Below are 22947 nucleotides of genomic sequence, written 5' to 3'. Positions count from 1 at the left end.
CCTACGACTGCAGGTCAAAACGCCAGTCGTTGCTGCGCATCAGCTTGCCCGGCGGGTATTCGAAATCATGTTCGCCCATCAGGACAAAACCGAGTTTGCGGCAGATCGCGTTGGAAGCGAAATTATCGGGCGACGGGAAGGCGTGCAGATAACGATGCCGCGCCTCACCGCGCAACACGCCGATCAGCAGGCCGGTCCCCCTGGCAGCGAGGCCACGGCCTTGCAATTCAGGCACGACCGCCCAACCGGTTTCGTAGACTGGCTGATCCTGCCAGGTTTTCCGCCAATAGCCGACCGAGCCGGCGCCTGCCCCATCGAACGATATCTTGAACATCCGGGTTTCGCCTGGAGCGGTGCTCTCCAGGTAGCGCCGGTGGCGATCGGCCAGCTTTTCAGGTGTTTCAGGACCGCCTATGTGCTGCTTTTCCGCTGGCGTATTGCAGCGTTCGAGGATGTCGAAATCCCTGGAAGACCAGGTTTTCAGCGTAACAGTGCCGTCCTGCGCGACAATCATTCAAGCCATCCTCGGCAGTTCTCGACGACTCAACCGCGTGGCCGGCGAGCGCAGAATCGCTAGCCGATAACCCTGTTTCTCGTTGAATATCTTTTTCGGAAAACCCGGCAAATCATTTTCTTCCCCTTACCCAACGTCAGACCTAACCTGCACTACAAAAAAACAAGGTCATGAGAGGGAACAACTATGACCATCAAAGGAGCTTCGCCCGGCCTTTACAATGAGGATCTGGCGCCCGCCAAGGTCCGCAATTGGGGGCCATTCTCGATCTTCAACGTATGGACTTCCGACGTCCACAGTCTGTGGGGATACTATCTGGCCGCCAGTCTGTTCCTTTTTTGCGGCGGCTTTTTCAACTTCATCATCGCCATTGGTATCGGCTCGCTGATCATCTACGCGCTGATGAACCTCGTCGGCTATGCCGGGGTCAAGACCGGCGTGCCCTACCCCGTGCTCGCCCGGGCTTCCTTCGGCATCTGGGGCGCAAACGTGCCGGCGCTGGTGCGCGCCATTGTCGCCTGTTTCTGGTACGGCGCGCAGACGGCCGCCGCCTCCGGTGCCATCGTCGCGCTGCTGATCCGCAACGAAGGCATGCTCGCCTTCCACCAGAACAACCACCTGCTCGGCCACTCAACGCTGGAAGTGATCTGCTTCGTCGTCATCTGGGCGCTGCAGCTGCTTATCATCCAGAAAGGCATGGAGACGGTGCGACGTTTCCAGGACTGGGCCGGACCGGCGGTGTGGATCATGATGCTGATCCTGGCCATCTATCTCTGTGTAAAATCAGGGAAATTCGCCTTCACCAGCGACATCCCGCTCGACGTGCTGCGTGAAAAGACCAAGGACGCCGGTATTCCGGGCGATCCAGGCTCATGGACGGCGCTGTTCGGCGTCGCGGCCATCTGGGTCACCTATTTCTCGGCGCTTTACCTGAATTTCTGTGATTTCGCCCGCTATGCGCCGGACAAGGCGGCGCTGCGCAAGGGCAACATCTGGGGCCTGCCGGTCAACCTGATCCTGTTCTCGCTGGTCGCCGGCGTCACGACCATCGCGGCCTATGATGTCTATGGCGAAGTGCTGCTGCATCCCGACCAGATATCGGCAAAATTCGATAGCTGGTTCCTGGCGCTGCTTGCCGCGCTGACCTTCGCGGTGGCGACGCTCGGCATCAATGTGGTGGCGAACTTCGTCTCGCCGGCCTTTGATTTCTCCAACGTCTTCCCGCGCCAGATCGACTTCAAGAAAGGCGGCTATATCGCTGCCTTGATTGCGCTTATCCTCTATCCCTTCGCACCGTGGGAGGGCAGCGCGGCGAGCTTTGTCGGCATCATCGGCGCTACCATGGGCCCGATCTTCGGGGTGATGATGGTCGACTACTACCTGATCCGAAAAGGCGAGGTCGATGTCGAGGCACTCTACCGCGAGGATGGCGAGTTCCGCTTCCAGGGCGGCTGGCACGTCAACGCCTTCATCGCGGCCGGCATCGGCGCTGTCTTCTCGTCCATCCTGCCCAATTTCACCAACTGGCTGCCGGTATGGTGGGGTGTCTATGGCTGGTTCTTCGGCGTCGCCATTGCCGGGGTCATCTACTACATCTTGCGCTCGGCCTCAGCCGCCGTGCCGGTCAAAGCCTAGGATTTTTGCTCTCCCAACCTCGACGGGCGGAGGCGCGATTGCCGCGTTTTCCGCCCTTTTTCTTGCCGTTTTTCACGACCGCGTCCGGAATGGATATGTCCGGTCCAGGCCTCCGATGTGGACATCGACGCCCGGCCGGGGACGCGGTGAAAAAACTAACGCGTTCGCTTTCAATGATTTGCCGATCAAGGGCCCTGAAACGGCCCGCGGATTTATTCACCTTGAGCCAAATGACTGCAAAATCGGGTCAAACGGTTTCAAAGTCGCGTGCCTTGGCTTCACTTTGGCTGCCCCGAATGCGCAACCGGCGAAACTGGCGCGGCGGCCCCGGCCCTTCTCGCCGAGCACCCTGGATTTCATGTGTAAGTAAAAGATTACGGAGTTAGAATCTCGGCCAATTTGCGCACGGTGTTCCAGTTGCGCGAGGTGCCGATGCCGAGGCGTTTGTGGCCGACGGCGGACAGCAGGCGCGAATTCGGTCGCTCCCGCGAAAACACGATCCAGATGTCGCCGCCGACGATCGCGATCTTCTCGTCCGCTGCCGCATAGGCCTTGAGCGAACCGATTTCGGCCGCCGGCGCCGGTCGGCGCATGACGCGGACCGCAACCTGGTCGGCGGCCTCGAGAGACTCGTTCGGGAACGGGTTGCCGGCGGCCAGCGCCAGCCAGCCGGTTGCGTCGCGCACGATGATGTCGACATGCCGGCCGAAGGTTTTGGGAAAAGCCGCCTCCAGCCGGCTTTCCAGCTCGGCTATCGGCGTTTCGGGTGCATCGAACACCAGATTGCCGCTGGCGGCGAGCGTGCGCAGGTTTGCGAAGCCCAGCCCCTCGGCCATCGCCTTGAGGTCGGCCATCACCACGCGGCGCTGCGGCGTGAGCACGATGGAATAGAGCAGCGCAATATAGGTCCGCACTGCCCTACCCTTATCTTCAGACCAAACGGCTCTGCGCGATCGCCGCCTCGATGAAGGAGGAGAACAGCGGGTGCGGTTCCAGCGGCCGGCTCTTCAATTCCGGATGATACTGGACGCCGATGAACCAGGGATGGTCGGGATATTCGACCGTCTCTGGCAGCACGCCGTCGGGCGACATGCCGGCGAACACCAGCCCGCATTCCTCCAGCCGCTGCTTGTAGTCGATGTTGACTTCGTAGCGGTGGCGGTGGCGTTCGGAAATTTTTGTGTCGCCGTAGATGTCGGAGATCTTCGAGCCGGATTCCAGCCGCGCTTCATAGGCGCCAAGCCGCATCGTGCCGCCGAGGTCGCCGGCGGACTGCCGCTTCTCCAGCATGTTGCCCTTCAGCCACTCGGTCATCAGGCCGACGACCGGCTCCTTGGTCGGGCCGAACTCCGTCGAGGACGCTTTGTCGATGCCGGCCAGCGAGCGGGCCGCCTCGATGCAGGCCATCTGCATGCCGAAGCAGATGCCGAAATACGGCACCTTGCGTTCGCGCGCGAACTTGGCCGCCAGGATCTTGCCTTCCGAACCGCGTTCGCCGAAACCGCCCGGCACCAGAATGCCGTGCACCTTCTCCAGGAACGGAGCCGGGTCTTCCTTCTCGAACACCTCGCTCTCGATCCAGTCGAGCTTGACCTTGACGCGATTGGCAAGACCGCCATGCGACAATGCCTCGATCAACGACTTATAGGCGTCCTTGAGGCCGGTATATTTGCCGACGATGGCGATGGTGACTTCGCCCTCGGGATTGTGGATGCGCTCGGCCACGCCCTGCCAAGGCTCCATGCGCGGCTTCGGCGCCGGCTCGATGCCGAAGGCGGCAAGCACTTCCGTGTCCAGCCCTTCATTGTGATAGGCCATCGGCACATCGTAGATGTGGCCGACATCGAGCGCCTGGATGACGGCCGATTCGCGCACATTGCAGAACAGCGACAGCTTGCGCCGCTCTTCCTTGGGGATCGAGCGGTCGGCGCGCACGAGCAGGATGTCGGGCGCGATGCCGATCGAACGCAGTTCCTTGACCGAATGCTGCGTCGGCTTGGTCTTCAGTTCGCCGGCCGCCGGGATATAGGGCATCAGCGTCAGGTGCACATAGACGGCATTGTTGCGCGGCAGGTCGTTGCCGAGCTGGCGGATCGCCTCCAGGAACGGCATCGCCTCGATGTCGCCCACCGTGCCGCCGATCTCGCACAGCACGAAATCGTAGTCGTCATTGCCATCGAGCACGAAATTCTTGATCTCATCGGTGACGTGCGGAATGACCTGCACGGTCGCGCCCAGATAGTCGCCGCGCCGCTCGCGCTCGATGATGTTCTTGTAGATGCGACCAGTGGTGATGTTGTCGTTGTGATTGGCCGAGCGGTTGGTGAAACGCTCGTAATGGCCGAGATCGAGATCGGTCTCGGCGCCATCGTCAGTCACGAACACTTCGCCATGCTGGTAAGGCGACATCGTGCCGGGGTCTACATTGAGGTAGGGATCGAGTTTTTTGATGCGCGCGCGGTAGCCGCGCGCCTGCAACAGGGCTCCAAGAGCCGCTGCGGCAATGCCTTTTCCAAGGGAAGAAACCACGCCGCCGGTGATGAATACATATCGGGCCATGGGAACCATCGCTTAGCGCGGCTGAATTGATTCCGCCAGTGGAAAAACCGCCGCGCATGGTTTTTCCCGGAGATGAAGGCTGCCGGAACGCAGCCAAAACAAAAGGGCCGGCTGGAGCCGGCCCTTTCGCCAATTGTGTGTACCGCGTTACAGGACGACGACCTTGGTGCCCATCTTGACGCGGTTGTAGAGCTCGATGACGTGGTCGTTGATCATGCGGAAGCAGCCATTGGAGGCGCTGGTGCCGATCGACTGCGGCGCAATCGTGCCGTGGATGCGCAGATGCGTATCCTTCTTGCCGTCATAGAGGTAGATGGCACGGGCGCCGAGCGGGTTCGCACCGCCGCCGGGCATTCCGTCCTTGTACTGGCCGTATTTCTTCGGCTCGCGTTCCTGCATGTCCTTGGTCGGGATCCAGCGCGGCCATTCCTGCTTGTCGCCGACGGTGGTCATGCCCTTGTACTGCAGGCCTTCCTTGCCGACCGCGATGGCGTAGCGGCGAGCCGTGCCCCAGGATTCGACCAGATAGAGCCGGCGCTCTTCGGTGTTGATGACGATGGTACCGGGCTCGTAGCCGGTGAACGCCACTTCCTGCGGTTCGTATTCCGGCTTCACCTTGAACGGCTTCTTGGACTGCTTGCGGTCGAGCGCGGCGTCGAGCGCGCGCGTCTGCGGCAGCATGGACATCGAAGACGAGCCGGCAGCACCGCCGAACAGACCGGCGAACAGGCCGTTGTTGGGACGCGTAGCGGTTTCACCCGGGCGCGGCTCGCTGCGCAGCTCGCCATTGTTGCCGTTTGAAACGACGTCCTGTGCTTCTGGCGTCAGCGGCTCTTCCACGACAGCGGGGATCGGCTGTACCGGCTTTGCGGTTTCAAGTTTCACCAGCTTCTTGGCCGACTTGGCGTCTTCGGCGTCGGCGTCCTGAACGACCGGCTTCTGACCCTTCTTGGTCAGGAATTCCTGACGGGCGGCATCCGCCTTGGCCTTGGCGGCCTCGCGCATGGCCATCTTGCGGGCTTCGAGCACTTTTTCCTTGGCCAGTTCGCGCTCGACCCGGACCTGCTTCTCCAGTTCCTGGATGCGGGCGAGATCGGCCTCGGTCGGCTTCTTTTTCTTCTTGAGCTGTTTCAGCTCGACAGCGGCGCTCTTGGTCTTGGCGATATCCGCCTTGGCTGCCTTGGTATTGGCTGGCGCGGCCGCATAAGCAGGCGCACCAAGGGTGAGCACGGCACAAAGGCCGGCGAGAATGAAACTGCGAAGCCGCATGGCGAGGTTCCGTCCAGAAGAAATGCGTGTTGCCCACGGCAACAGCGGGCGCCCGGAAGGTGCCTCAATTGCCGCAATTTCGCTATAATCGAACAGCCGGCACCTGCTCAAGCGCCAACGGCACACAGATGAGATCGAATCTTCGTGATTGCCGCGCATTTGCCGCGACTGTGTTCAAACGACAACAGATCGCAACATTACTGTGCCAGCGCCGGCGTTGTTTGCCTGGCTATTGTCCAGAATCGGGACGGACAGCCCGCGCCCGTCCCGCGCCAGCACCCTTCCCTGGATTTCCCGAAGGGCCAGCGCCGCGCGTGCCATTCGCCGCCGCAGCGTGGACGAGCAAATAAAAACGCCCGCCGGACCGGTCGGTCCCACGGGCGTTTCTGGATTGGACAACGCGGCCGCTGGAGCGCCGCGCGCCTGTTCGCTTACTGGTTTGGAACCTGCGGCTGCGCCGGCTGTGCCGGGGCGGGAGCGGTGCCAGCCGGAGCGGTGGTCGCCGCGCCATCGCCGGTCGGCGCGGCCGGAGCCGTCGATTGCGGCTTGGCGGCGCCGTCGCCCGAAGCCGGGGCGGCAGTGCCTGCCGGAGCAGCCGGAGTGACCTGGCCCGGAAGCTTGTCGAGAACGCCCTTGCCGCCGGTCTGCTGCGTCACCGGAGCGCGGTCGAGGAAATCGGTCGCCTTGCCGCCGTAACGCGCCGAGATCGACAGGATCAGCGAAGTGGCGAAGAACAGTGCCGCGAGGATCGCCGTCGCGCGGGTCAGCGCGTTGGCGGCACCGCGGGCGGTCATGAAGCCGGAACCGCCGCCGATGCCGAGACCGCCGCCTTCCGAACGCTGCAGAAGCACGACGCCGACAAGCGCGAGCACGATCATGAGATGGACGACGATCAGGACTGTTTGCATTGTCTACCTTGGCAAAGCTGGCTTGGGCGCCAGCGGCGACCGGTGAACAGGTGGCGGCTCTTACAACGCTTTGATGGCATTTCCAAGCCCGGCACCGGAATATGGGGACCGGTGCCGGCTTTGCAACCGAAAAGCACGCCGTCAGAGGTTGCGATAGGCCTCGGCGATGCCAAGGAAATCGGCCGCCTTGAGGCTGGCGCCGCCGACCAGCGCGCCGTCGACATTGGCGACGCCAAGCAGTTCGACCGCGTTGGATGGCTTGACCGAGCCGCCATAAAGAATGCGCATCTTGGCCGCGGCCGCCTGGCCGAGCTTTTCGGCGAGCTTTTCGCGGATATGGGCATGGGCCTCAGCCACATCCGCGGCCGTCGGCGTCAGGCCGGTACCGATCGCCCAGACCGGCTCATAGGCGAGCACCGCATTGGCGGCTGTCGCGCTGGACGGCACCGAACCCGCGACCTGCGTGGACAGAACATCGAGCGTCGCGCCGCTTTCGCGCTGCGCGCGGGTTTCACCGACGCAGATGATGGCGACCAGCCCGGCGCGCCAGGCGGCCTCGGCCTTGGCGTGGACGGTGGCGTCGCTCTCGCCATGGTCGGTGCGGCGCTCGGAATGGCCGACGATGACATGGCTGGCGCCGGCATCCTTCAGCATCTCGGCCGAGACGTCGCCGGTATGGGCGCCGCTCTGATTGGCATGGCAATCCTCGCCGCCGACGTGAACCGGCGTTCCGGAAACCGTTTCGGCGGCGCGCGACAGCAAGGTCGCCGGCACGCAGACCAGCGCGTCGGTCCTGGCGTCGAGCCCGTTGATGAAGCCCTGGCCGATGGAGCGCAGTTCGGGAAGCGAGGCGCTGGTTCCGTTCATCTTCCAGTTGCCTGCCACGAGAGGGCGTATTCCTGGTGTCATTCTTGTGATCTCCGGCCGGTCTGTCGCGGTCTTCCCTACCAAAATCAGGCCACAAAGCAATCGACAGTGGGCGTGAAGGACGCTATTGCGCTTGGCTTGATTTAATTTGGACAACGACATGCTCTCTACATTGCGGAACGCGGCGGGAACCTGGGTCGCGAAAGCGCTGCTCTCCCTGTTGGTGGTGAGTTTCGCCGTCTGGGGCATCTCCAGCCGCATGATGGGCACCATCGCCGGCCACCACAGTGTGCTGACCACGGGCGGCACTTCCGTCTCCGTCACCGAATACCGCCTCGCCTATGACCGCGAGATCAACGTCATGTCGCAGCAGTTCGGCCAGCGGCTGACGCGCGAACAGGCCAAGCAGCTGGGCGTCGAGAATCGCGTTCTGTCGCAGCTGGTCTCCGGCGCGGTGCTGGACGAGCAGGCGCGCAAGCTCGGCCTCGGCCTTTCGGAAAACCGCATCGCCGAGCTGACCCGCGAGGACGCCGCCTTCAAGGGCGCCGACGGTCAGTTCGACCGCCGCATGTTCGACTATGTGCTGCGCCAGATCGGCATGCGTCCGGAAGACTATCTGAAGAACCGCATGCAGGTGGCCACCCGCCAGCAGATCGTCGAGGCCGTCTCCGACGGCATGAAGGCGCCGGACACCTTCCTCAAGGCTGTCGCCCTTTATCGCGGCGAGGACCGCACCGTCGACTATCTGGTGCTGCCGAAGGCGATGGTTGAGCCGATCAATCCGCCGTCCGACAGCGACCTGAGGGCCTATTTCGAGGCCAACAAGAAGAAATACGCCGCGCCCGAATACCGCAAGTTCTCCTATGTGCGCCTCGAGCCCGAGGACATCATGGACCTCTCCGCGGTGACCGAGCAGCAGATCAAGGACGACTACGAGAAGAACAAGGCGCGCTACACGACGCCTGAAACCCGCACCATCCAGCAGCTCGTCTACAAATCGCCGGAAGCCGCCAAGGCTGCCGTCGATTCGCTGAAGAGCGGCGGCACCTTCGACAAGCTGATCACCGCCGAGGGCAAGACGCCGGCCGACACGCTTCTGGGCACGCTCTCCAAGGACAAGATCGGCGACAAGGCGGTGGCCGAGGCGGCCTTCGCGCTGAACGCCAACGAGGTCAGCCAGGTCATCCAGGGCGCCTTCGGCCCGGTGCTGGTGCGCGTCACCGAGATCAAGCCGGAAGTGGTGAAGCCGGTCGCGGAAGTCACAGCCGAGATCCGCAAGGAACTGGCCGTCAACGAGGCGAGCCGCATCCTGCTCGACACCCACGACGCCTATGAGGACGCCCGCGCCGGCGGCGCCACCATGAAGGAAGCGGCCGAGAAGCTGAAGCTCAAGGTAACCACCGTCGACGCCCTCGACCGCACCGGTCAGCGGCCGGACGCCACCGTGGTCACCGGCCTGCCGGAATCGGTGGCGCTGATCCGCGCCGTGTTCGACGCCGGTCAGGGCATCGAGAACGAAGGCCTGACCACCGCCGACAACGGCTATGTGTTCTATGAACTGAACGGCGTCACCCCTGCCCGCGACCGTCCGCTCGACGAAGTGCGTCAGAAGGTGGTCGCCGACTGGACGCTGGCCGAAGCCGACAAGCGCCTGACCGCCAAGGCCGACGAGCTGGAAAAGCGCGTCAAGGCTGGGGCCACGCTCGAAACCGTCGCCGGCGAACTCAAACTGGAGAAGCAGACCAAGCGCGGCCTCAAGCGCGAGACCGACGACGCCGATTTCGGCAAGGACGGCACCTCCGCCATGTTCGCCGTCGGCGAAGGCGGCTCGGGCGTCGTTTCGGCACCGACCGGCGCCGCCAAGATCCTGTTCAAGGTCGCCGAAGTGTTCGAGCCGGCCGGCGTCGATGCCAACACCATGCCCGACGACGTCAAGAAGACCTTCGCCTCGGGCATGTCCGACGACCTGCTCGACGAACTCGTGGCACAGCTGCGGACGCAGTTCGAGGTGCGCGTCGACCAGACAGCCGTTTCGCAGGCCCAGCAGGTCCAATGAGCGCGCTGAAGCCCCATATCGCCCGCGTGGCGGCCGGGCACAGGCTGTCCTTCGAGGAGGCGCGCGAGGCCTTCGACATCATCATGTCGGGAGACGCGACGCCCGGCCAGATCGGTGGCTTCCTGATGGCGCTGCGCGTGCGCGGCGAGGCGGTGAGCGAGATTTCCGGCGCGGTCGCCACCATGCGCGACAAGATGCTGCGCGTCGAGGCGCCGGCCGGCGCGATCGACATCGTCGGCACCGGCGGCGACGGCTCGCATTCGCTCAACATCTCGACCGCCTCGGCCTTCGTCATCGCCGGCGCCGGCGTGCCGGTGGCCAAGCATGGCAATCGCGGCCTGTCCTCGCAGACCGGTTCGGCCGACGTGCTGACCGGCCTCGGCATCAAGCTCGACCTGACGCCGGAGGCCATCGGCCACTGCATCGCCAAGGCCGGCGTCGGCTTCATGTTCGCGCCGTCGCATCACCCGGCCATGAAACATGTCGGCCCGGTGCGCGGCGAACTCGGCACCCGCACCATCTTCAACCTGCTCGGACCGCTGTCCAACCCGGCCGGCGTCACCCGCCAGATGGTCGGCGTGTTCGCGCCCGAATGGATTTTGCCAGTGGCCGAGACATTGAAGGCGCTGGGCGCCGACCATGCCTGGGTTGCGCATGGCGACGGCTATGACGAGATCACCACCACCGGCGAGACCGAGGTGGCCGAACTGGTTGGCGGCGCGATCCGTAGCTTCAAGCTGACGCCCGAGATGGTCGGTCTCAAGCGGCATTCGAAACAGGATCTGCGCGGCGGCGACGCCGCCTACAATGCCGAGGCGCTGCGCCGCATGCTGGCCGGGGCGCCGGGCGCCTATCGTGATACAGTGCTGATGAACGCCGGCGCCGGACTGGTGGTGGCCGGCAAGGCGGCGACGCTGGAGGACGGCATCGCGCAAGCGGTCGCCGCCATCGACAGCGGCAAGGCCAAGGCGGTGCTCGACCGGCTGGTGAAGGTTTCCAACGAGTAGGGCCATGGCCGATATCCTGCGCAAGATAGAAGCCTACAAGCGCGACGAGATCGCCGCCGCCAAGGCGCGCGTGCCGCTGGCCGAGATGAAGGTGCGCGCCGCCGATGCCGACCGCCCGCGGGGTTTCCTGGCGGCGCTGGAGACAAAACGCGCGGCCGGCGCCTTCGCGCTGATCGCCGAGATCAAGAAGGCGAGCCCGTCCAAGGGGCTGATCCGCGCCGATTTCGATCCGCCGGCGCTGGCGCGCGCCTACCAGGCGGGCGGCGCTGCCTGCCTCTCGGTGCTGACCGACGCACCGTCGTTCCAGGGCGCGCCGGAATTCCTGACCGAGGCGCGCAAGGCTTGTAACCTGCCGGCGCTGCGCAAGGATTTCCTGTTCGATCCCTATCAGGTCTACGAAGCGCGTGCCTGGGGCGCCGACGCCATCCTCATCATCATGGCAAGCGTCGACGACGGGCTGGCCGCCGAGCTCGAGGAAACCGCTTTCTCGCTCGGAATGGACGCGCTGATCGAAGTTCACGACGAGGAAGAAACGACGCGGGCGCTGAAACTGCGCTCGCGCCTCATCGGCATCAACAACCGCAATCTGCGCACCTTCGAGACCAGCCTCGAAACCTCGGAGCGCCTCGCCGGCATGGTGCCGGACGGGCGCCTGCTGGTCAGCGAAAGCGGCATCTTCACCCATGAAGACTGCCGCCGCATGGAAAAGAGCGGCATCGGCACCTTCCTGGTCGGCGAAAGCCTGATGCGACAGGCCGACGTGACCGGCGCCACGCGCACGCTTCTCGGGCTCGACGCCAGGGCCGAGGCCCTCTGACCGTGGCCGGCAGCGCCCTCACCCATCTTGGCGCTCAGGGCGAGGCGCATATGGTCGATGTCGGCGACAAGGCCGAGACGGTTCGCACTGCGGTGGCCGAAGGTTTTGTTGCCATGCAGGCCGACACGCTCGCCATGATCCTTGCGGGCAATGCCAAGAAAGGCGATGTGCTGGGCACCGCCCGCATCGCCGGCATCATGGCCGCCAAGAAGGCGCATGAACTGATCCCGCTCTGCCATCCGCTGCTTTTGACCAAGGTTTCGGTCGATATCGAGCCGGACCACGCCCTTCCCGGCCTGAAGGTAACGGCGCTGGCGCGCGTCACCGGCAAGACCGGTGTCGAGATGGAGGCGCTGACGGCCGCCTCGGTCGCCTGCCTCACCATCTACGATATGGCGAAGGCGGTGGACCGCGCCATGACCATTTCCGGTATCCGGCTGGTCGAGAAGACCGGCGGCAAATCCGGCGACTACAAGGCGGGTGCCTGATGTCGCTGGTGCCGGTCGACGACGCGCTGGCGCGCCTTCTCGGCGACGCCATGCCGCTGCCCGCCGAAACCATCCCGCTTGCCGAGGCTTATGACCGGGTTCTGGCCGAGCCGCTGGTGGCGCTGCGCACGCAACCGCCTTTCGACGCCTCCGCCATGGACGGCTATGCCGCCCGCGGCGCGGACGTGGCGGCTGCGGCGGGTCGCCTCACGGTGATCGGCCAGGCGCCGGCGGGCCGCGGATTCACCGGAACGGTGGGACCCGGCGAGACCGTGCGCATCTTCACCGGAGCGCCGCTGCCGGCCGGCGCCGACACCGTCGTCATTCAGGAAAACGTGCGCAATCTCGGCGACGGCACGGTCGAACTTCTGGAGCCGACCGCCGAAGGGCGCAATGTGCGCCGCAAGGGCCTGGATTTCGAGAGCGGCAACGTGCTGCTCGACAAAGGCCGGCTGCTTGACGCCGCCGCTTTGTCGCTTGCCGCCTCCGCCAATCACCCCACGGTGGCTGTCGTTCGCCGGCCGCTGGTCGCCATCATCGCCACCGGCGACGAATTGCTGCCGCCGGGCAGCGTGCTTGGTTCCGGCCAGATCATCTCGTCCAACGCCTATGGCGTCGCCGCCGCGGCGCAGGCGGTGGGCGCCAGGGCGCTCGACCTCGGCATCGCCGCCGACCGCAAGGACGCGATCGCCGCTTTGGTCAGGCATGCCGTCGACGCCGGTGCCGACATCATCGTCACGCTGGGCGGCGCCTCGGTGGGCGACCACGATTTGGTCCACGACGTGCTGACCGGCGAAGGCATGACGCTCGACTTCTGGAAGCTCGCCATGCGCCCCGGCAAGCCCCTGCTGTTCGGCCGCATGGGCGCCATTCGCTGCATCGGCCTGCCCGGCAATCCGGTCGCCAGCCTGGTCTGCTCGCAACTGTTCCTGAAACCGCTGCTCGCCCGCCTCGGCGGGCGCCTCTTCAGGCAAGACATGCGCGAGGTGAAACTGGCAAGTAATATGCCGGCTAATGATCGGCGCCAGGATTATGTTCGCGCGGTCGTGGAGGAGCGCGCTGGCGCCCTCATCGCCACCCCGTTGGGCATCCAGGACTCCTCGATGCTGCGCACGCTGGCCGATGCCAACGGGCTGATCGTGCGCCCGCCCTTCGCCGCCGCCGCTATCGCCGGCGAGCCCTGCCAGGTGCTGATGCTGCGCTGACGAGCGGAGCAAAAAACTGGCGGCAGCGAAGAACTGTTTTCAAGCCGCCGCACGTCCGCCTCGGACGTACAAAAAGCTCTTTAATCCCTTGAATTTACGCGTTGTTTTTACCGAACACCGATCCCGATTCTCGAACCGTCGCGCGCGGCATCGTTAGGTGAATCAGGTCGCCGCCACGCGCTTCGGCAGCACGAGATCGCCGACGGTGTAGGTGTGAAATTCGCTTTTGGACACCGCGTCCAGCTTGCGGAACTTCTCCACGAAGACTGGATCGGAGAAGAACGTGTCGACATCGCCGGCGCCCTGGATCGCTTCGACATTCACGACCGTTTGTCCGTCCGTGCTCTTGGCCAGCGTGCTCCAGAGGAAACCTTCCTTGCGTTCGGCGACATAGTGCACGACGTCCTGGATGATGGCGAAAGCCTCCTCCTGCTTTCCGGGGTGGGCGTGGATGACGTTGACGATGAAGGTCGTTGGCTGGGGAGTGGCCGCGAAGGCGGCGTTCGATTGGGTGGTCATGCGTATCTCCATTTGAGGATCGCGGCGGACTGTGCGCGACGGCATCTGGATATCGGGACGGAAATATCGGATAAATGGTCCGGTATTCTCATCACATCGGATATTTTTTCCGGAATTGACTCTCCATGGATACGCTTGGAACGCTTGGCATTTTCATTCAGGTGGCCGAGGCGGGAAGTTTCGCGAGCGCTGCGCAACGGCTCGGCCTGTCGGGTTCCGCTGTCGGCAAGGCCATCCTGCGGCTCGAGGACGAGATGGGCGCGCGCCTTTTTCACCGCTCGACGCGCAGTATGGCGCTGACCGAGGAAGGCAGTTTTTTCCTCGACAGCTGCCGGCGCATCCAGGCGGAATTCGAACAAGCTCAGGCCCAGCTGTCGCGGTCGCAGGCGACCCCGCGCGGGCAGCTTCGCGTGAGCCTTCCCCTGGCCGGCATGCTTTTGATGCCGACGCTGTCGGCTTTCATGGCAACATATCCGCAGATCAACCTCGATCTCGATTTCACCGACCGGCTTGTCGATGTCATCGAGGAGGGTTTCGACGCCGTCGTTCGAACGGGCGACGTCAAGGACACGCGCCTGATGAGCCGCAAGCTCGGGACATTCAGGCACATGATTGTCGCGGCACCCGAATATCTCGCCGAAAACGGCAGGCCGAGTGTGCCGGAGGACCTCCTCCTGCATCGGTGCCTGCATCATCGCTTCGCGAATTCGGGACGGCTCGAACCGTGGCCGCTGGCGCGCGATGGACGCGAGCTGAAGCTCGACCTTCCCGTCACCACGGTCGCCAGCACGTTGGAACCATTGATCTATCTCGCCGAACGATCTTTCGGCATCACATGCCTTCCGCCGTTTGCCGTATCCTCAGGCCTGGCCGAGAGAAAGCTGGTGCCGCTACTGGAAGACTACCTTAGCGAGGCCGGGACGTTTCGGATCCTTTGGCCGACCAACCGATACCTCTCGCCCAAGGTTCGGGTTTTTGTCGACTACATGGCTGCGAATCTTTTTGCCGAGTAATCACCAGGCTGGAAGGCGCGGGACGCGTAGCAGCAACGTCTTTGTCGGCCGGCTTGGCACAATCCGGCCGGGCCGTGCCTTTGTTGCAGGCCCGGGCTCTTCACACCGCGCGCCTGTTCTGCTCAACCATGCAGTGGCGCCTCGATTCTGCCATTTGCAAAGCCACTCGCCCCGGCGCGACGAAAAAGTCGAGATCGAGTTCCGGCGGCATCAGGCTGAACAAAGCGTCAACAGATTCATTAAACTTTAAATGGTTGCGGAACACAAATGGAACAGATAGTGTTTGTTCCGGGTTTGTTTTACTGATTCCGGTTCCAGTCCCCTGGGGGTGACAATGCTGACACGCAAGCAACACGAGCTTCTGCTCTTCATCCACGAACGACTGAAAGAAAGCGGCATCCCACCCTCTTTCGACGAGATGAAGGAGGCGCTCGATCTTGCATCGAAGTCCGGCATCCACCGCCTGATCACCGCTCTGGAAGAGCGCGGCTTCATCCGCCGGCTGCCGAACCGGGCCCGGGCGCTCGAAGTTTTGCGTCTGCCCGATTCCATCGCGCCCGGCCTCAACGCGGCCAGGAGGTTTTCGCCGGCCGTCATCCAAGGCAGCCTCGGCCGCCCGGCGGCCAAGGAGCCGCAGCGCCCGCAGTCGGCCAGCAATGACGACGATGCCGGCTCCGCCGTTTCCATTCCCGTCATGGGCCGCATCGCCGCCGGTGTGCCGATCGACGCCATCCAGCACCGCACGCATTCCATCTCGGTGCCGCCTGACATGATTTCGGGCGGTGACCACTATGCCCTTGAGGTCAAAGGCGATTCGATGATCGAGGCCGGCATTTTCGACGGCGACACGGTCATCATCCGCAATGCCAACACCGCCAATCCCGGCGAGATCGTCGTGGCACTGGTCGACGAGGAGGAAGCGACGCTGAAGCGCTTCCGCCGCAAGGGCGCGTCGATTGCGCTGGAGGCCGCCAATCCGGCCTATGAAACCCGCATTTTCGGGCCGGACCGGGTCAAGGTGCAAGGCAAGCTGGTCGGCCTGATCCGCCGCTATTAATGAGGCCGGAACAGGTCGGCTCGACGCGCTCGGAGCCGGCTCCAAGCGCTCGTAGCAGGTCTCTTTCCTCCGCTGAAATGTCGCGGAGCCGGTTTAGTGGACGCGGTCTTGCCGAATTGATAGCCGGCTAATTTTCTGGCGTTTGAGGCGCGTGATCTCGTTGTTCTGTCGTGACATCAGGACCGTTCGGCGTGGCATCGCGTTTGTTCGCACGCGCATCGCGCCTGTTTGTGTCGGCATCGAATCTGTTTGCCGAGGCATCGAATTTGCCTGCCTTGGCATTGGACTTCACGCGCTCCTGCTGCCGGGGCGGCAGGCCCCTCGCCTCGCGTGAAAACCGGCGCTGCGCGTGCCAGGGCCGGGAGCTGTCTTCGAGGGCGAAGCGCGCCGTTGCGGCAGCAGCGGCATTTTGCGGGTCGAAATAGACCGCCGCGCTGCCGGCGCGGGCCAGATCCTGTCGGGTGATGACGACGACGGCGGCGTCCTCGCAAAGATCGCGCGCCGTGGCGTCGTCGATGACGATCACGGCGGCGACCGCACAGGCGGGCTTCGCGGCGCGCGCATTGGGCGCCGTCGCCACGACCGGGCCATCGGGATGGCGGGCAAAGCAGAGATCCTGCGCACACAGAAACGGCGTGCCGGGCGGCAGGTCCTGCGCGTCCGCCAAGGCGACGCCGGCCGATGCCGCCGTCTCGGGAAGGACGACAGTCTCGGCATCGAGCGCGCGGCGCCAATTGTCGAGCGTGAACGCATTGGGGCGCGGCCGGCTGACCGCCAGTTCGCCGCCGCCGATGGGCATGGCGACGAGGCGCGCATCCTCGGCCACCAGCACGTCGGGCGTCTCGACATCGTCCATCGCCACGATGCCGGCGAAGGCCAGCGGCACGGCGAGCAGCCGCAGCCATGTCGTGGCCATGGCGCCGATCGCCAGTGCGGCCGTGACCAGCAAAACCGATTGCGTCGAGACGAGCCCGACGGCATCGACCGGCGAGCGTGCTGAGATCCATTCGGCGATCGCCATCATCGCCGACAACCCCTTGCCCATGGCGTAGAGGAACGGTCCGTCGGCCCCGAACGGCATGGCGAGCGCGCTGAAAACGGCGGCCGGCATGACGACAAGCGAGACGATCGGCATCACGGCAAGGTTGGCGAGCAGGCTGAGCGGCGAAATGCGCTGGAAGTGCCAGGCCGCGAACAAGGCCGTCGCAAGACCGGCGACGATGGACGTCACGGCGAGACCGATCAGCCCCACCAGCGACTTGTGTACGAGAAATCCCGCCAGCGACCGCGCCGGCGGCGGGCCGGTCGGCGCGATGCCCCGGCGTTCGGACCAGGCAGCATAGGCACCGATCAGCGCGGCGGTGGCGGCAAACGACATCTGGAAGGAGGGCCCGACCACCTCGTGCGGCGCGATCAGGATGACGACGACCGCCGATATCGCCAGATTGCGCATCGACAGCGCGGCACGATCCAAGAGAACGGCGACCAGCATCACCGCCAGCATGATGAAGCTGCGTTCGGCGGCCACCACCATGCCGGAGATGGCGAGATAGGCAGCGATCGAGACCAGCGCGGCAAGGGCCGCATATTTCTTCACCGGATGCCGCGCCGAAAAATCCGGAAACAGCGCGAAGGTCCCGCGCAGCAGCGCCATGACGGTTCCGGCCACCAGCGCCATGTGCAGGCCGGAAATGGAAATGATGTGATAGATACCGGTGCGCCGCATCGCCTCGTTGACGGGTTCTGGAATGCCGGCGCGCACGCCGACGATCAGCGCGGCGGCGATTTCGCCTTCCGCGCCGCCGATGGTGGCGCGAATGCGGGCAGCGATTGTCTCCCGCGCGGTTTCGACCGCCACCGACAGGCGCGCCATGACGGGCATCGCATCGTTCGCGGGCGTCACCAGTTTCGGCTTGCCCATGAAGAAGCCGGTGGCGCCGATGCCGTCGAAGAAGCTTTCGAAGGAAAAATCGTAGCCGTTTGGCCGCACTGGGCCGGCTGGCGGCATCAGCCGCGCATAACCGTTGACCTCCGAGCCGGCCTTGACGCCATCGGGCACCGCCAGCGCCGACAGGCGCACCCGCTCAGGCTGGTAGCGCAGCTTTGGCCGCTGGGTGCTAAGAACGTCCAGCGTCAGCCTTGTGCGGCCGCTCGCCATCGGCTCGACCGCCACGACGCGCCCGGTTATGCCGGTCGAGACCTCGGCGCCCAGCGTGTCGCCCGGCATACGCCAGGTCTCGACCTTGCCGGCCAGGATACCGAGCACGAAGAACAGCACGGCCATTGCCGCGAGATGAGCCTTCGCCCCGGCAAGCAAGGCAATGGCCGCCAGCGCAAGGCAGGAAGCAACCGGCTGAAGGAAGGCCGGTTCTTCGGTCAGCGAAAAATAGACGGCGGCACCTGCCGCCAGGAACACCGGCGCGAACAGAAATGCAGCACCCCGGTCGAGCTCCAGGCTGACAACCGAACCGAGTGCGCCGCGCCAGTCCTGGCGCAACAACAGCCGCATGCGCCGTGTCCAGACGGCGATGCGATCAGGCAAGACCGGAGGTGGCTGAAGTCTGGCGATCTCCGGCGGCAATACGGGGATGACGCGGCTCTCCGCCACCGGCCCGCCGGCCTCGTTTGCGCCATCGGGCAGCCGGGCCGCAGGCGGGAAAAGCGGCTGGGTCGAAGCAAAGAGAAGCTGCTCGCTGATGCCGCGATCGGCATCCGCCCCGCCCTGCCCGCTCCGGCCCCGTCCAGCCATCGGGTCTGCCCCTTGCGCCCCCGACCTCCTATGCTACATGAACGCCCAAACAACGAAAGTCCGCGCCTTTGGCGCCCCTTCCTTGAGAGTTCCATGTCCGATCAGGTTATCACCCGCTTCGCCCCATCCCCCACCGGTTACCTGCATATCGGCGGCGCCCGCACGGCGCTGTTCAACTGGCTGTATGCCAAGCACACCAACGGCAGGATGCTGCTGCGCATCGAGGACACCGACCGCGAGCGTTCGACCGACGCAGCCACCGCCGCGATCCTCGACGGCATGGCCTGGCTGGGGCTGAGCTGGGATGGCGATGCGATCTCGCAATTCGAGCGCGCCGCGCGGCACCGCGAGGTTGCCGAGGAGCTGGTGCGCATGGGCAAGGCCTATTACGCCTATGAGACGCCGGCCGAACTCGAAGCCATGCGCGAGCATGCGCGGGCGAACGGGCTGCCGCCCCGCTATAACGGCCACTGGCGCGACCGCGATCCGTCCGAGGCGCCCGAGGGCGTGCGCGGCGCGGTCCGCATCAAGGCACCGCTGGAAGGCGAGACGCTGGTGCGCGACCGCGTGCAGGGCGAAATCCGCTTCCCCAACAAGGACCTCGACGATTTCATCATCCTGCGCTCGGACGGGGTGCCGACCTACATGCATGCGGTGGTCGTCGACGACCACGACATGGGCGTCACCCACATCATCCGTGGCGACGACCACCTGACCAACGCCGCGCGCCAGACCACCATTTACGATGCGATGGGCTGGGACGTGCCGGTGTGGGCGCATGTGCCGATGATTCTCGGCGCCGATGGCGCCAAGCTTTCCAAGCGGCATGGCGCGCAGGGCATCGATGCATACCGCACCATGGGCTATCTGCCGGCCGCGGTTCGCAATTATCTGGCGCGGCTCAGCTGGAGCCATGGCGACGACGAAGTGATGACGCTCGACCAGATGATCGGCTGGTTCGACATCGACGACATCAACAAGAGCCCAGCCCGTTTCGATTTCGCCAAGCTGGAGGCGCTGAACGGCGTGCATATGCGCGGCATGGACGACGCCGCGCTGACCGAGGCACTCTTCGACACGCTGCCTTATCTGCCGAATGGCGAGGCGCTGGCCGCCCAGCTGGACGATGCGAAGAAGGCGCAGGTGCTGCAGGCGATGCCGGGCCTCAAGGAGCGCGCCAAGACTCTGGTCGAACTCGCCGACAGCCTCTATTTCATCGCCGCCAGCCGCCCGCTGCAGCTGGACGAGAAGGCCGCCGGCCTGCTCGACGCCGACGCCAAGGCCGTGCTGAAGGCGGTGCTGTCGCACTTCCAGGCGCTGGACGAATGGAGCGCCGCCACCACGGAGGCAGCCGTGCGCGCCTGCGCGGAAGCAACGAACCTCAAGCTCGGCAAGGTGGCCCAACCCTTGCGCGCCGCGCTCACCGGGCGCAGCACCTCGCCCGGTGTTTTCGACGTGTTGGCGGTGCTCGGTCGTGACGAAAGTCTCGCTCGCATTGCCGATCAAATCGATTAGGAGATCTGGCCCAAGAACTTTGGCATTGAAAGGCGCGTTTTGCGGTGCAACATTGCCGCTGGATCAAACAGCCCTATTTCCCTCGGCGGCTGCAATCTCGCGCATTTCAGAGGCTTACAGCGTTTTGCGTGGCGGATTGATTTTGCCTGAAGGCATAGGAACAAGAAGGAGTTAGCGATGACCGGACAGACGGCGAAACTGGAACTCGGCGGCAAGACGCACGAGTTCAAGGTCCGAAGCGGCTCCGTCGGCCCGGACGTCATCGATATCGGCGCGCTTTATACCACCACCGGCGCCTTCACCTACGATCCTGGCTTCACCTCCACCGCCAGCTGCGAATCGCAGATCACCTTCATCGACGGCGACGCCGGCGTGCTTTTGCACCGCGGCTACCCGATCGACCAGTTGGCCGAACACGGCGATTTCCTCGAGGTCTGCTACCTGCTGCTCTACGGCGAACTGCCGACCAAGGCGCAGAAGGACGATTTCGACTATCGCGTCACGCGCCACACCATGGTGCACGAGCAGATGAGCCGCTTCTTCACCGGCTTCCGCCGCGACGCGCACCCGATGGCGGTGATGTGCGGCGTGGTCGGCGCGCTGTCGGCCTTCTATCACGACTCCATCGACATTTCCGACCCGCACCAGCGCATGGTCGCCTCGATCCGCCTGATAGCCAAGATGCCGACGATTGCGGCGATGGCCTACAAATACCATATCGGCCAGCCCTTCGTTTACCCGAAGAACGAGCTGAACTTCGCCGCCAACTTCCTGCATATGTGCTTCGCGGTGCCGTGCGAGGAATACAAGGTCAACCCTGTGCTGGCGCGCGCCATGGAGCGCATCTTCATCCTGCATGCCGACCACGAGCAGAACGCCTCGACCTCGACGGTGCGGCTGGCCGGCTCGTCGGGCGCCAATCCCTTCGCCTGCATCGCCGCCGGCATCGCCTGCCTGTGGGGCCCGGCGCATGGCGGTGCCAACGAGGCGGCGCTCAACATGCTTTCGGAGATCGGCACCGTCGATCGTATCCCGGAATTCATCGCCCGCGCCAAGGACAAGAACGATCCGTTCCGCCTGATGGGCTTTGGCCACCGCGTCTACAAGAACTACGACCCGCGCGCCAAGATCATGCAGAAGACCACGCATGAAGTGCTGGGCGAACTCGGCATCAAGGACGATCCGATGCTCGACGTCGCCATGGAGCTCGAGAAGATCGCGCTTACCGACGCGTATTTCATCGAGAAGAAGCTTTACCCGAACATCGACTTCTATTCCGGCATCACGCTGAAGGCGCTGGGCTTCCCCACCGCCATGTTCACCGTGCTGTTCGCGGTCGCCCGCACCGTCGGCTGGATCGCCCAGTGGAAGGAGATGATCGAGGACCCGCACCAGAAGATCGGCCGCCCGCGCCAGCTCTACACCGGCGCCCCGGAACGCGACTACGTGCCGATCGCCAAGCGCTGAAGCCTTCCAGATCTGGCAGTATCCAGCCGCCCCTGATGCAGCCGCGTCCGGGGCGGTTTGCTTTGCTCCGCCAGCCGCCGAACATTGAGCCGAGATGCTCCGGCATCGCTGGAATCGCGCGCAGATCATCACGCGTTTTTCAACAACAGTTGATTTGAAGCGGCCGGCATGTGACCGGCAGGCGGTGGTCTCGACCGAAAATCCCCTATAGAGGCGGTCCGGCAGTACTGTGGTACAGCGATTTAGACTAGAATCATTCCAGAGAGACATTGAGGGAAATAATGAAGTTTACTTTCTTGCAGCCTTGGGCTCCGCAGTTGCTCAGCATCCTGCGTATTCTCACCGCAGCGACCTTCTTCTCGCATGGCGCGATGAAGCTGCTTGGCTGGCCCGCACCGTTCCCCTACCCGCTGAACAGCCTGACGACGGCAGCCGGCATGCTGGAAATCGTCGGCGGCGTGCTCTTGGCGATCGGCCTGTTCTCGCGCCCGGTGGCCTTCATCCTGTCCGGCCTGATGGCGTTCGCCTATTTCATGGCGCATGCGCCGCAGGGCTTCTTCCCGGTGCTGAATGGCGGCGAAGCGGCGATGCTGTTCTGTTTCGCCTTCCTCTACATCGCGGCCGCCGGCCCCGGCCCGTGGAGCGTCGACGCGGTGCTCGGCAAGGCCAAGTAACAGCCACAAGCATAAGAACCTCGAGCAACCGGCCCAAAAGGCCGGTTGTTTTGTTTCCGGCCCGTACTCCTGACGCAAGGGTGTCAGCAGCGCTCGGCTAGAGCATGTCGAGCGTCAGTGAACAAAACGCGAGGCCGGCCATGCTGAAACCGTTCCAGACCAATTCGACCATAATGCGGTCGATGCTGCTGGTCACCTTCCAGGCTCCGGCCGAAGATGTCGACCGCATCATGCGGGCCGTCACCGCTGTCGCGCCGCTGACCATGGGCAATTACGACAGCAATTCCTATCAGTCCGATGCGGGCATCGAACGCTATCGGCCACTGCAAGGCGCGGCCGCCGGCGCCGAGACCGGGCTGCGCGAGCGGCCGGGCGTCGTCGAGGTTTCTTTCGAGATCGAGAACGATGCCGTCAACACCGACCAGATCGAACGGATCGTCGAAGCCATCTTCCAGGCGCACAGCTATCAGGAACCGGTCATCCGCATCCGCCCAATCCTGAGCAGCCGTTCGCGCGGCCTCGACGACAGCGCCAATCCGAACCGCTGGTGGAACACGACCGGCGACTGGAAGAAACGAGAGCAGGTCGGCTGATTGGCCGGCGTCGCCGCCGGCTCTAGACTTTAGGA

20 protein-coding genes are annotated in these 22947 nt (G+C 64.3%); 12 read left to right on the top strand and 8 right to left on the bottom strand.

Annotated elements, in window-relative coordinates; all coding sequences use genetic code 11:
• Position 1 precedes the first annotated feature (1 nt).
• Positions 2-514, bottom strand: a complete 513-nt coding sequence (locus FZF13_RS23160; RefSeq protein ID WP_024924070.1) for a GNAT family N-acetyltransferase — start codon at positions 512-514, stop codon at positions 2-4.
• Positions 515-700: 186 nt separating this feature from the next.
• Here FZF13_RS23160 and FZF13_RS23155 point away from each other — a divergent pair, with 186 nt between their 5' ends.
• Complete coding sequence (locus FZF13_RS23155; protein ID WP_024924071.1) at positions 701-2149, top strand: NCS1 family nucleobase:cation symporter-1; 1449 nt, start codon at positions 701-703, stop codon at positions 2147-2149.
• Positions 2150-2523: 374 nt separating this feature from the next.
• On the opposite strand, the gene FZF13_RS23150 is transcribed toward FZF13_RS23155, so the two are convergent.
• The 5 genes from FZF13_RS23150 to tpiA all read right to left on the bottom strand — a co-directional run bounded on the left by FZF13_RS23150 (position 2524) and on the right by tpiA (position 7794).
• Complete coding sequence (locus tag FZF13_RS23150; RefSeq protein WP_024924072.1) at positions 2524-3063, bottom strand: DUF1697 domain-containing protein; 540 nt, start codon at positions 3061-3063, stop codon at positions 2524-2526.
• Between the two features lie 16 nt (positions 3064-3079).
• Positions 3080-4717, bottom strand: a complete 1638-nt coding sequence (gene pyrG, locus FZF13_RS23145; protein ID WP_137900708.1) for a CTP synthase — start codon at positions 4715-4717, stop codon at positions 3080-3082.
• A 138-nt stretch (positions 4718-4855) separates the two neighbouring features.
• The gene (locus FZF13_RS23140; protein ID WP_024924074.1) at positions 4856-5977 is read right to left on the bottom strand and encodes a L,D-transpeptidase; all 1122 of its coding nucleotides are present in this window, start codon (positions 5975-5977) and stop codon (positions 4856-4858) included.
• A 431-nt stretch (positions 5978-6408) separates the two neighbouring features.
• Entirely contained in the window at positions 6409-6885 is a 477-nt protein-coding gene (gene secG, locus FZF13_RS23135) for a preprotein translocase subunit SecG (RefSeq protein WP_024924075.1), read from the bottom strand.
• Between the two features lie 141 nt (positions 6886-7026).
• Positions 7027-7794 carry a triose-phosphate isomerase gene (gene tpiA, locus FZF13_RS23130; protein ID WP_024924076.1) on the bottom strand — a complete coding sequence of 256 codons (768 nt, stop codon included), beginning with the start codon at positions 7792-7794 and terminating at the stop codon, positions 7027-7029.
• A gap of 118 nt (positions 7795-7912) precedes the next feature.
• On the opposite strand from tpiA, the gene FZF13_RS23125 reads away from it, so the two are divergent.
• Genes FZF13_RS23125 through FZF13_RS23105 form a run of 5 tightly spaced genes read left to right on the top strand, consistent with a single transcriptional unit; the run spans position 7913 to position 13325 of the window.
• Positions 7913-9808, top strand: a complete 1896-nt coding sequence (locus FZF13_RS23125) for a peptidyl-prolyl cis-trans isomerase (RefSeq protein ID WP_024924077.1) — start codon at positions 7913-7915, stop codon at positions 9806-9808.
• Positions 9805-10815 (top strand): anthranilate phosphoribosyltransferase, encoded by a 1011-nt coding sequence (gene trpD, locus FZF13_RS23120; RefSeq protein ID WP_024924078.1) that lies wholly within the window; start codon positions 9805-9807, stop codon positions 10813-10815. Before FZF13_RS23125 ends, trpD begins: the two co-directional genes overlap by 4 nt.
• A 4-nt stretch (positions 10816-10819) precedes the next feature.
• A complete protein-coding gene (gene trpC / locus FZF13_RS23115) occupies positions 10820-11632 on the top strand; it encodes an indole-3-glycerol phosphate synthase TrpC (RefSeq protein WP_024924079.1) in 813 nt (270 codons plus the stop codon).
• Between the two features lie 50 nt (positions 11633-11682).
• Positions 11683-12120, top strand: coding sequence for a cyclic pyranopterin monophosphate synthase MoaC (gene moaC, locus FZF13_RS23110; protein WP_051504900.1), 438 nt, complete (start codon positions 11683-11685; stop codon positions 12118-12120).
• Positions 12120-13325 (top strand): molybdopterin molybdotransferase MoeA, encoded by a 1206-nt coding sequence (locus FZF13_RS23105; protein ID WP_024924081.1) that lies wholly within the window; start codon positions 12120-12122, stop codon positions 13323-13325. Before moaC ends, FZF13_RS23105 begins: the two co-directional genes overlap by 1 nt.
• A gap of 162 nt (positions 13326-13487) precedes the next feature.
• Here FZF13_RS23105 and FZF13_RS23100 read toward each other — a convergent pair whose 3' ends face one another.
• On the bottom strand, positions 13488-13844 hold the full coding sequence (locus FZF13_RS23100; RefSeq protein WP_024924082.1) for an antibiotic biosynthesis monooxygenase: 357 nt from the start codon (positions 13842-13844) through the stop codon (positions 13488-13490).
• Positions 13845-13969: 125 nt separating this feature from the next.
• Here FZF13_RS23100 and FZF13_RS23095 point away from each other — a divergent pair, with 125 nt between their 5' ends.
• Both FZF13_RS23095 and lexA read left to right on the top strand, forming a co-directional pair.
• Positions 13970-14857: a LysR family transcriptional regulator gene (locus FZF13_RS23095; RefSeq protein ID WP_024924083.1), complete on the top strand. Its 888-nt coding sequence runs from the start codon at positions 13970-13972 to the stop codon at positions 14855-14857.
• 334 nt (positions 14858-15191) lie between these two features.
• The gene (lexA, locus tag FZF13_RS23090) at positions 15192-15914 is read left to right on the top strand and encodes a transcriptional repressor LexA (protein WP_024924084.1); all 723 of its coding nucleotides are present in this window, start codon (positions 15192-15194) and stop codon (positions 15912-15914) included.
• A gap of 127 nt (positions 15915-16041) precedes the next feature.
• Here the strand turns inward: lexA and FZF13_RS23085 are convergent, their stop codons facing one another.
• The gene (locus FZF13_RS23085; protein ID WP_024924085.1) at positions 16042-18663 is read right to left on the bottom strand and encodes a ComEC/Rec2 family competence protein; all 2622 of its coding nucleotides are present in this window, start codon (positions 18661-18663) and stop codon (positions 16042-16044) included.
• A 93-nt stretch (positions 18664-18756) separates the two neighbouring features.
• Here FZF13_RS23085 and gltX point away from each other — a divergent pair, with 93 nt between their 5' ends.
• The 4 genes from gltX to FZF13_RS23065 all read left to right on the top strand — a co-directional run bounded on the left by gltX (position 18757) and on the right by FZF13_RS23065 (position 22912).
• Positions 18757-20178 carry a glutamate--tRNA ligase gene (gene gltX, locus FZF13_RS23080; RefSeq protein WP_024924086.1) on the top strand — a complete coding sequence of 474 codons (1422 nt, stop codon included), beginning with the start codon at positions 18757-18759 and terminating at the stop codon, positions 20176-20178.
• Between the two features lie 177 nt (positions 20179-20355).
• Positions 20356-21645 carry a citrate synthase gene (gene gltA, locus FZF13_RS23075; protein ID WP_024924087.1) on the top strand — a complete coding sequence of 430 codons (1290 nt, stop codon included), beginning with the start codon at positions 20356-20358 and terminating at the stop codon, positions 21643-21645.
• A 281-nt stretch (positions 21646-21926) separates the two neighbouring features.
• Positions 21927-22319 (top strand): DoxX family protein, encoded by a 393-nt coding sequence (locus tag FZF13_RS23070; protein ID WP_024924088.1) that lies wholly within the window; start codon positions 21927-21929, stop codon positions 22317-22319.
• Between the two features lie 140 nt (positions 22320-22459).
• On the top strand, positions 22460-22912 hold the full coding sequence (locus tag FZF13_RS23065) for a YqfO family protein (protein ID WP_036255259.1): 453 nt from the start codon (positions 22460-22462) through the stop codon (positions 22910-22912).
• The last annotated feature ends 35 nt before the right edge of the window (positions 22913-22947 follow it).

It is taken from the genome of Mesorhizobium terrae, from assembly GCF_008727715.1.
Classification (GTDB): Bacteria; Pseudomonadota; Alphaproteobacteria; order Rhizobiales; family Rhizobiaceae; genus Mesorhizobium; species Mesorhizobium terrae.
This window is presented reverse-complemented; position numbering and strand designations above follow the sequence as displayed.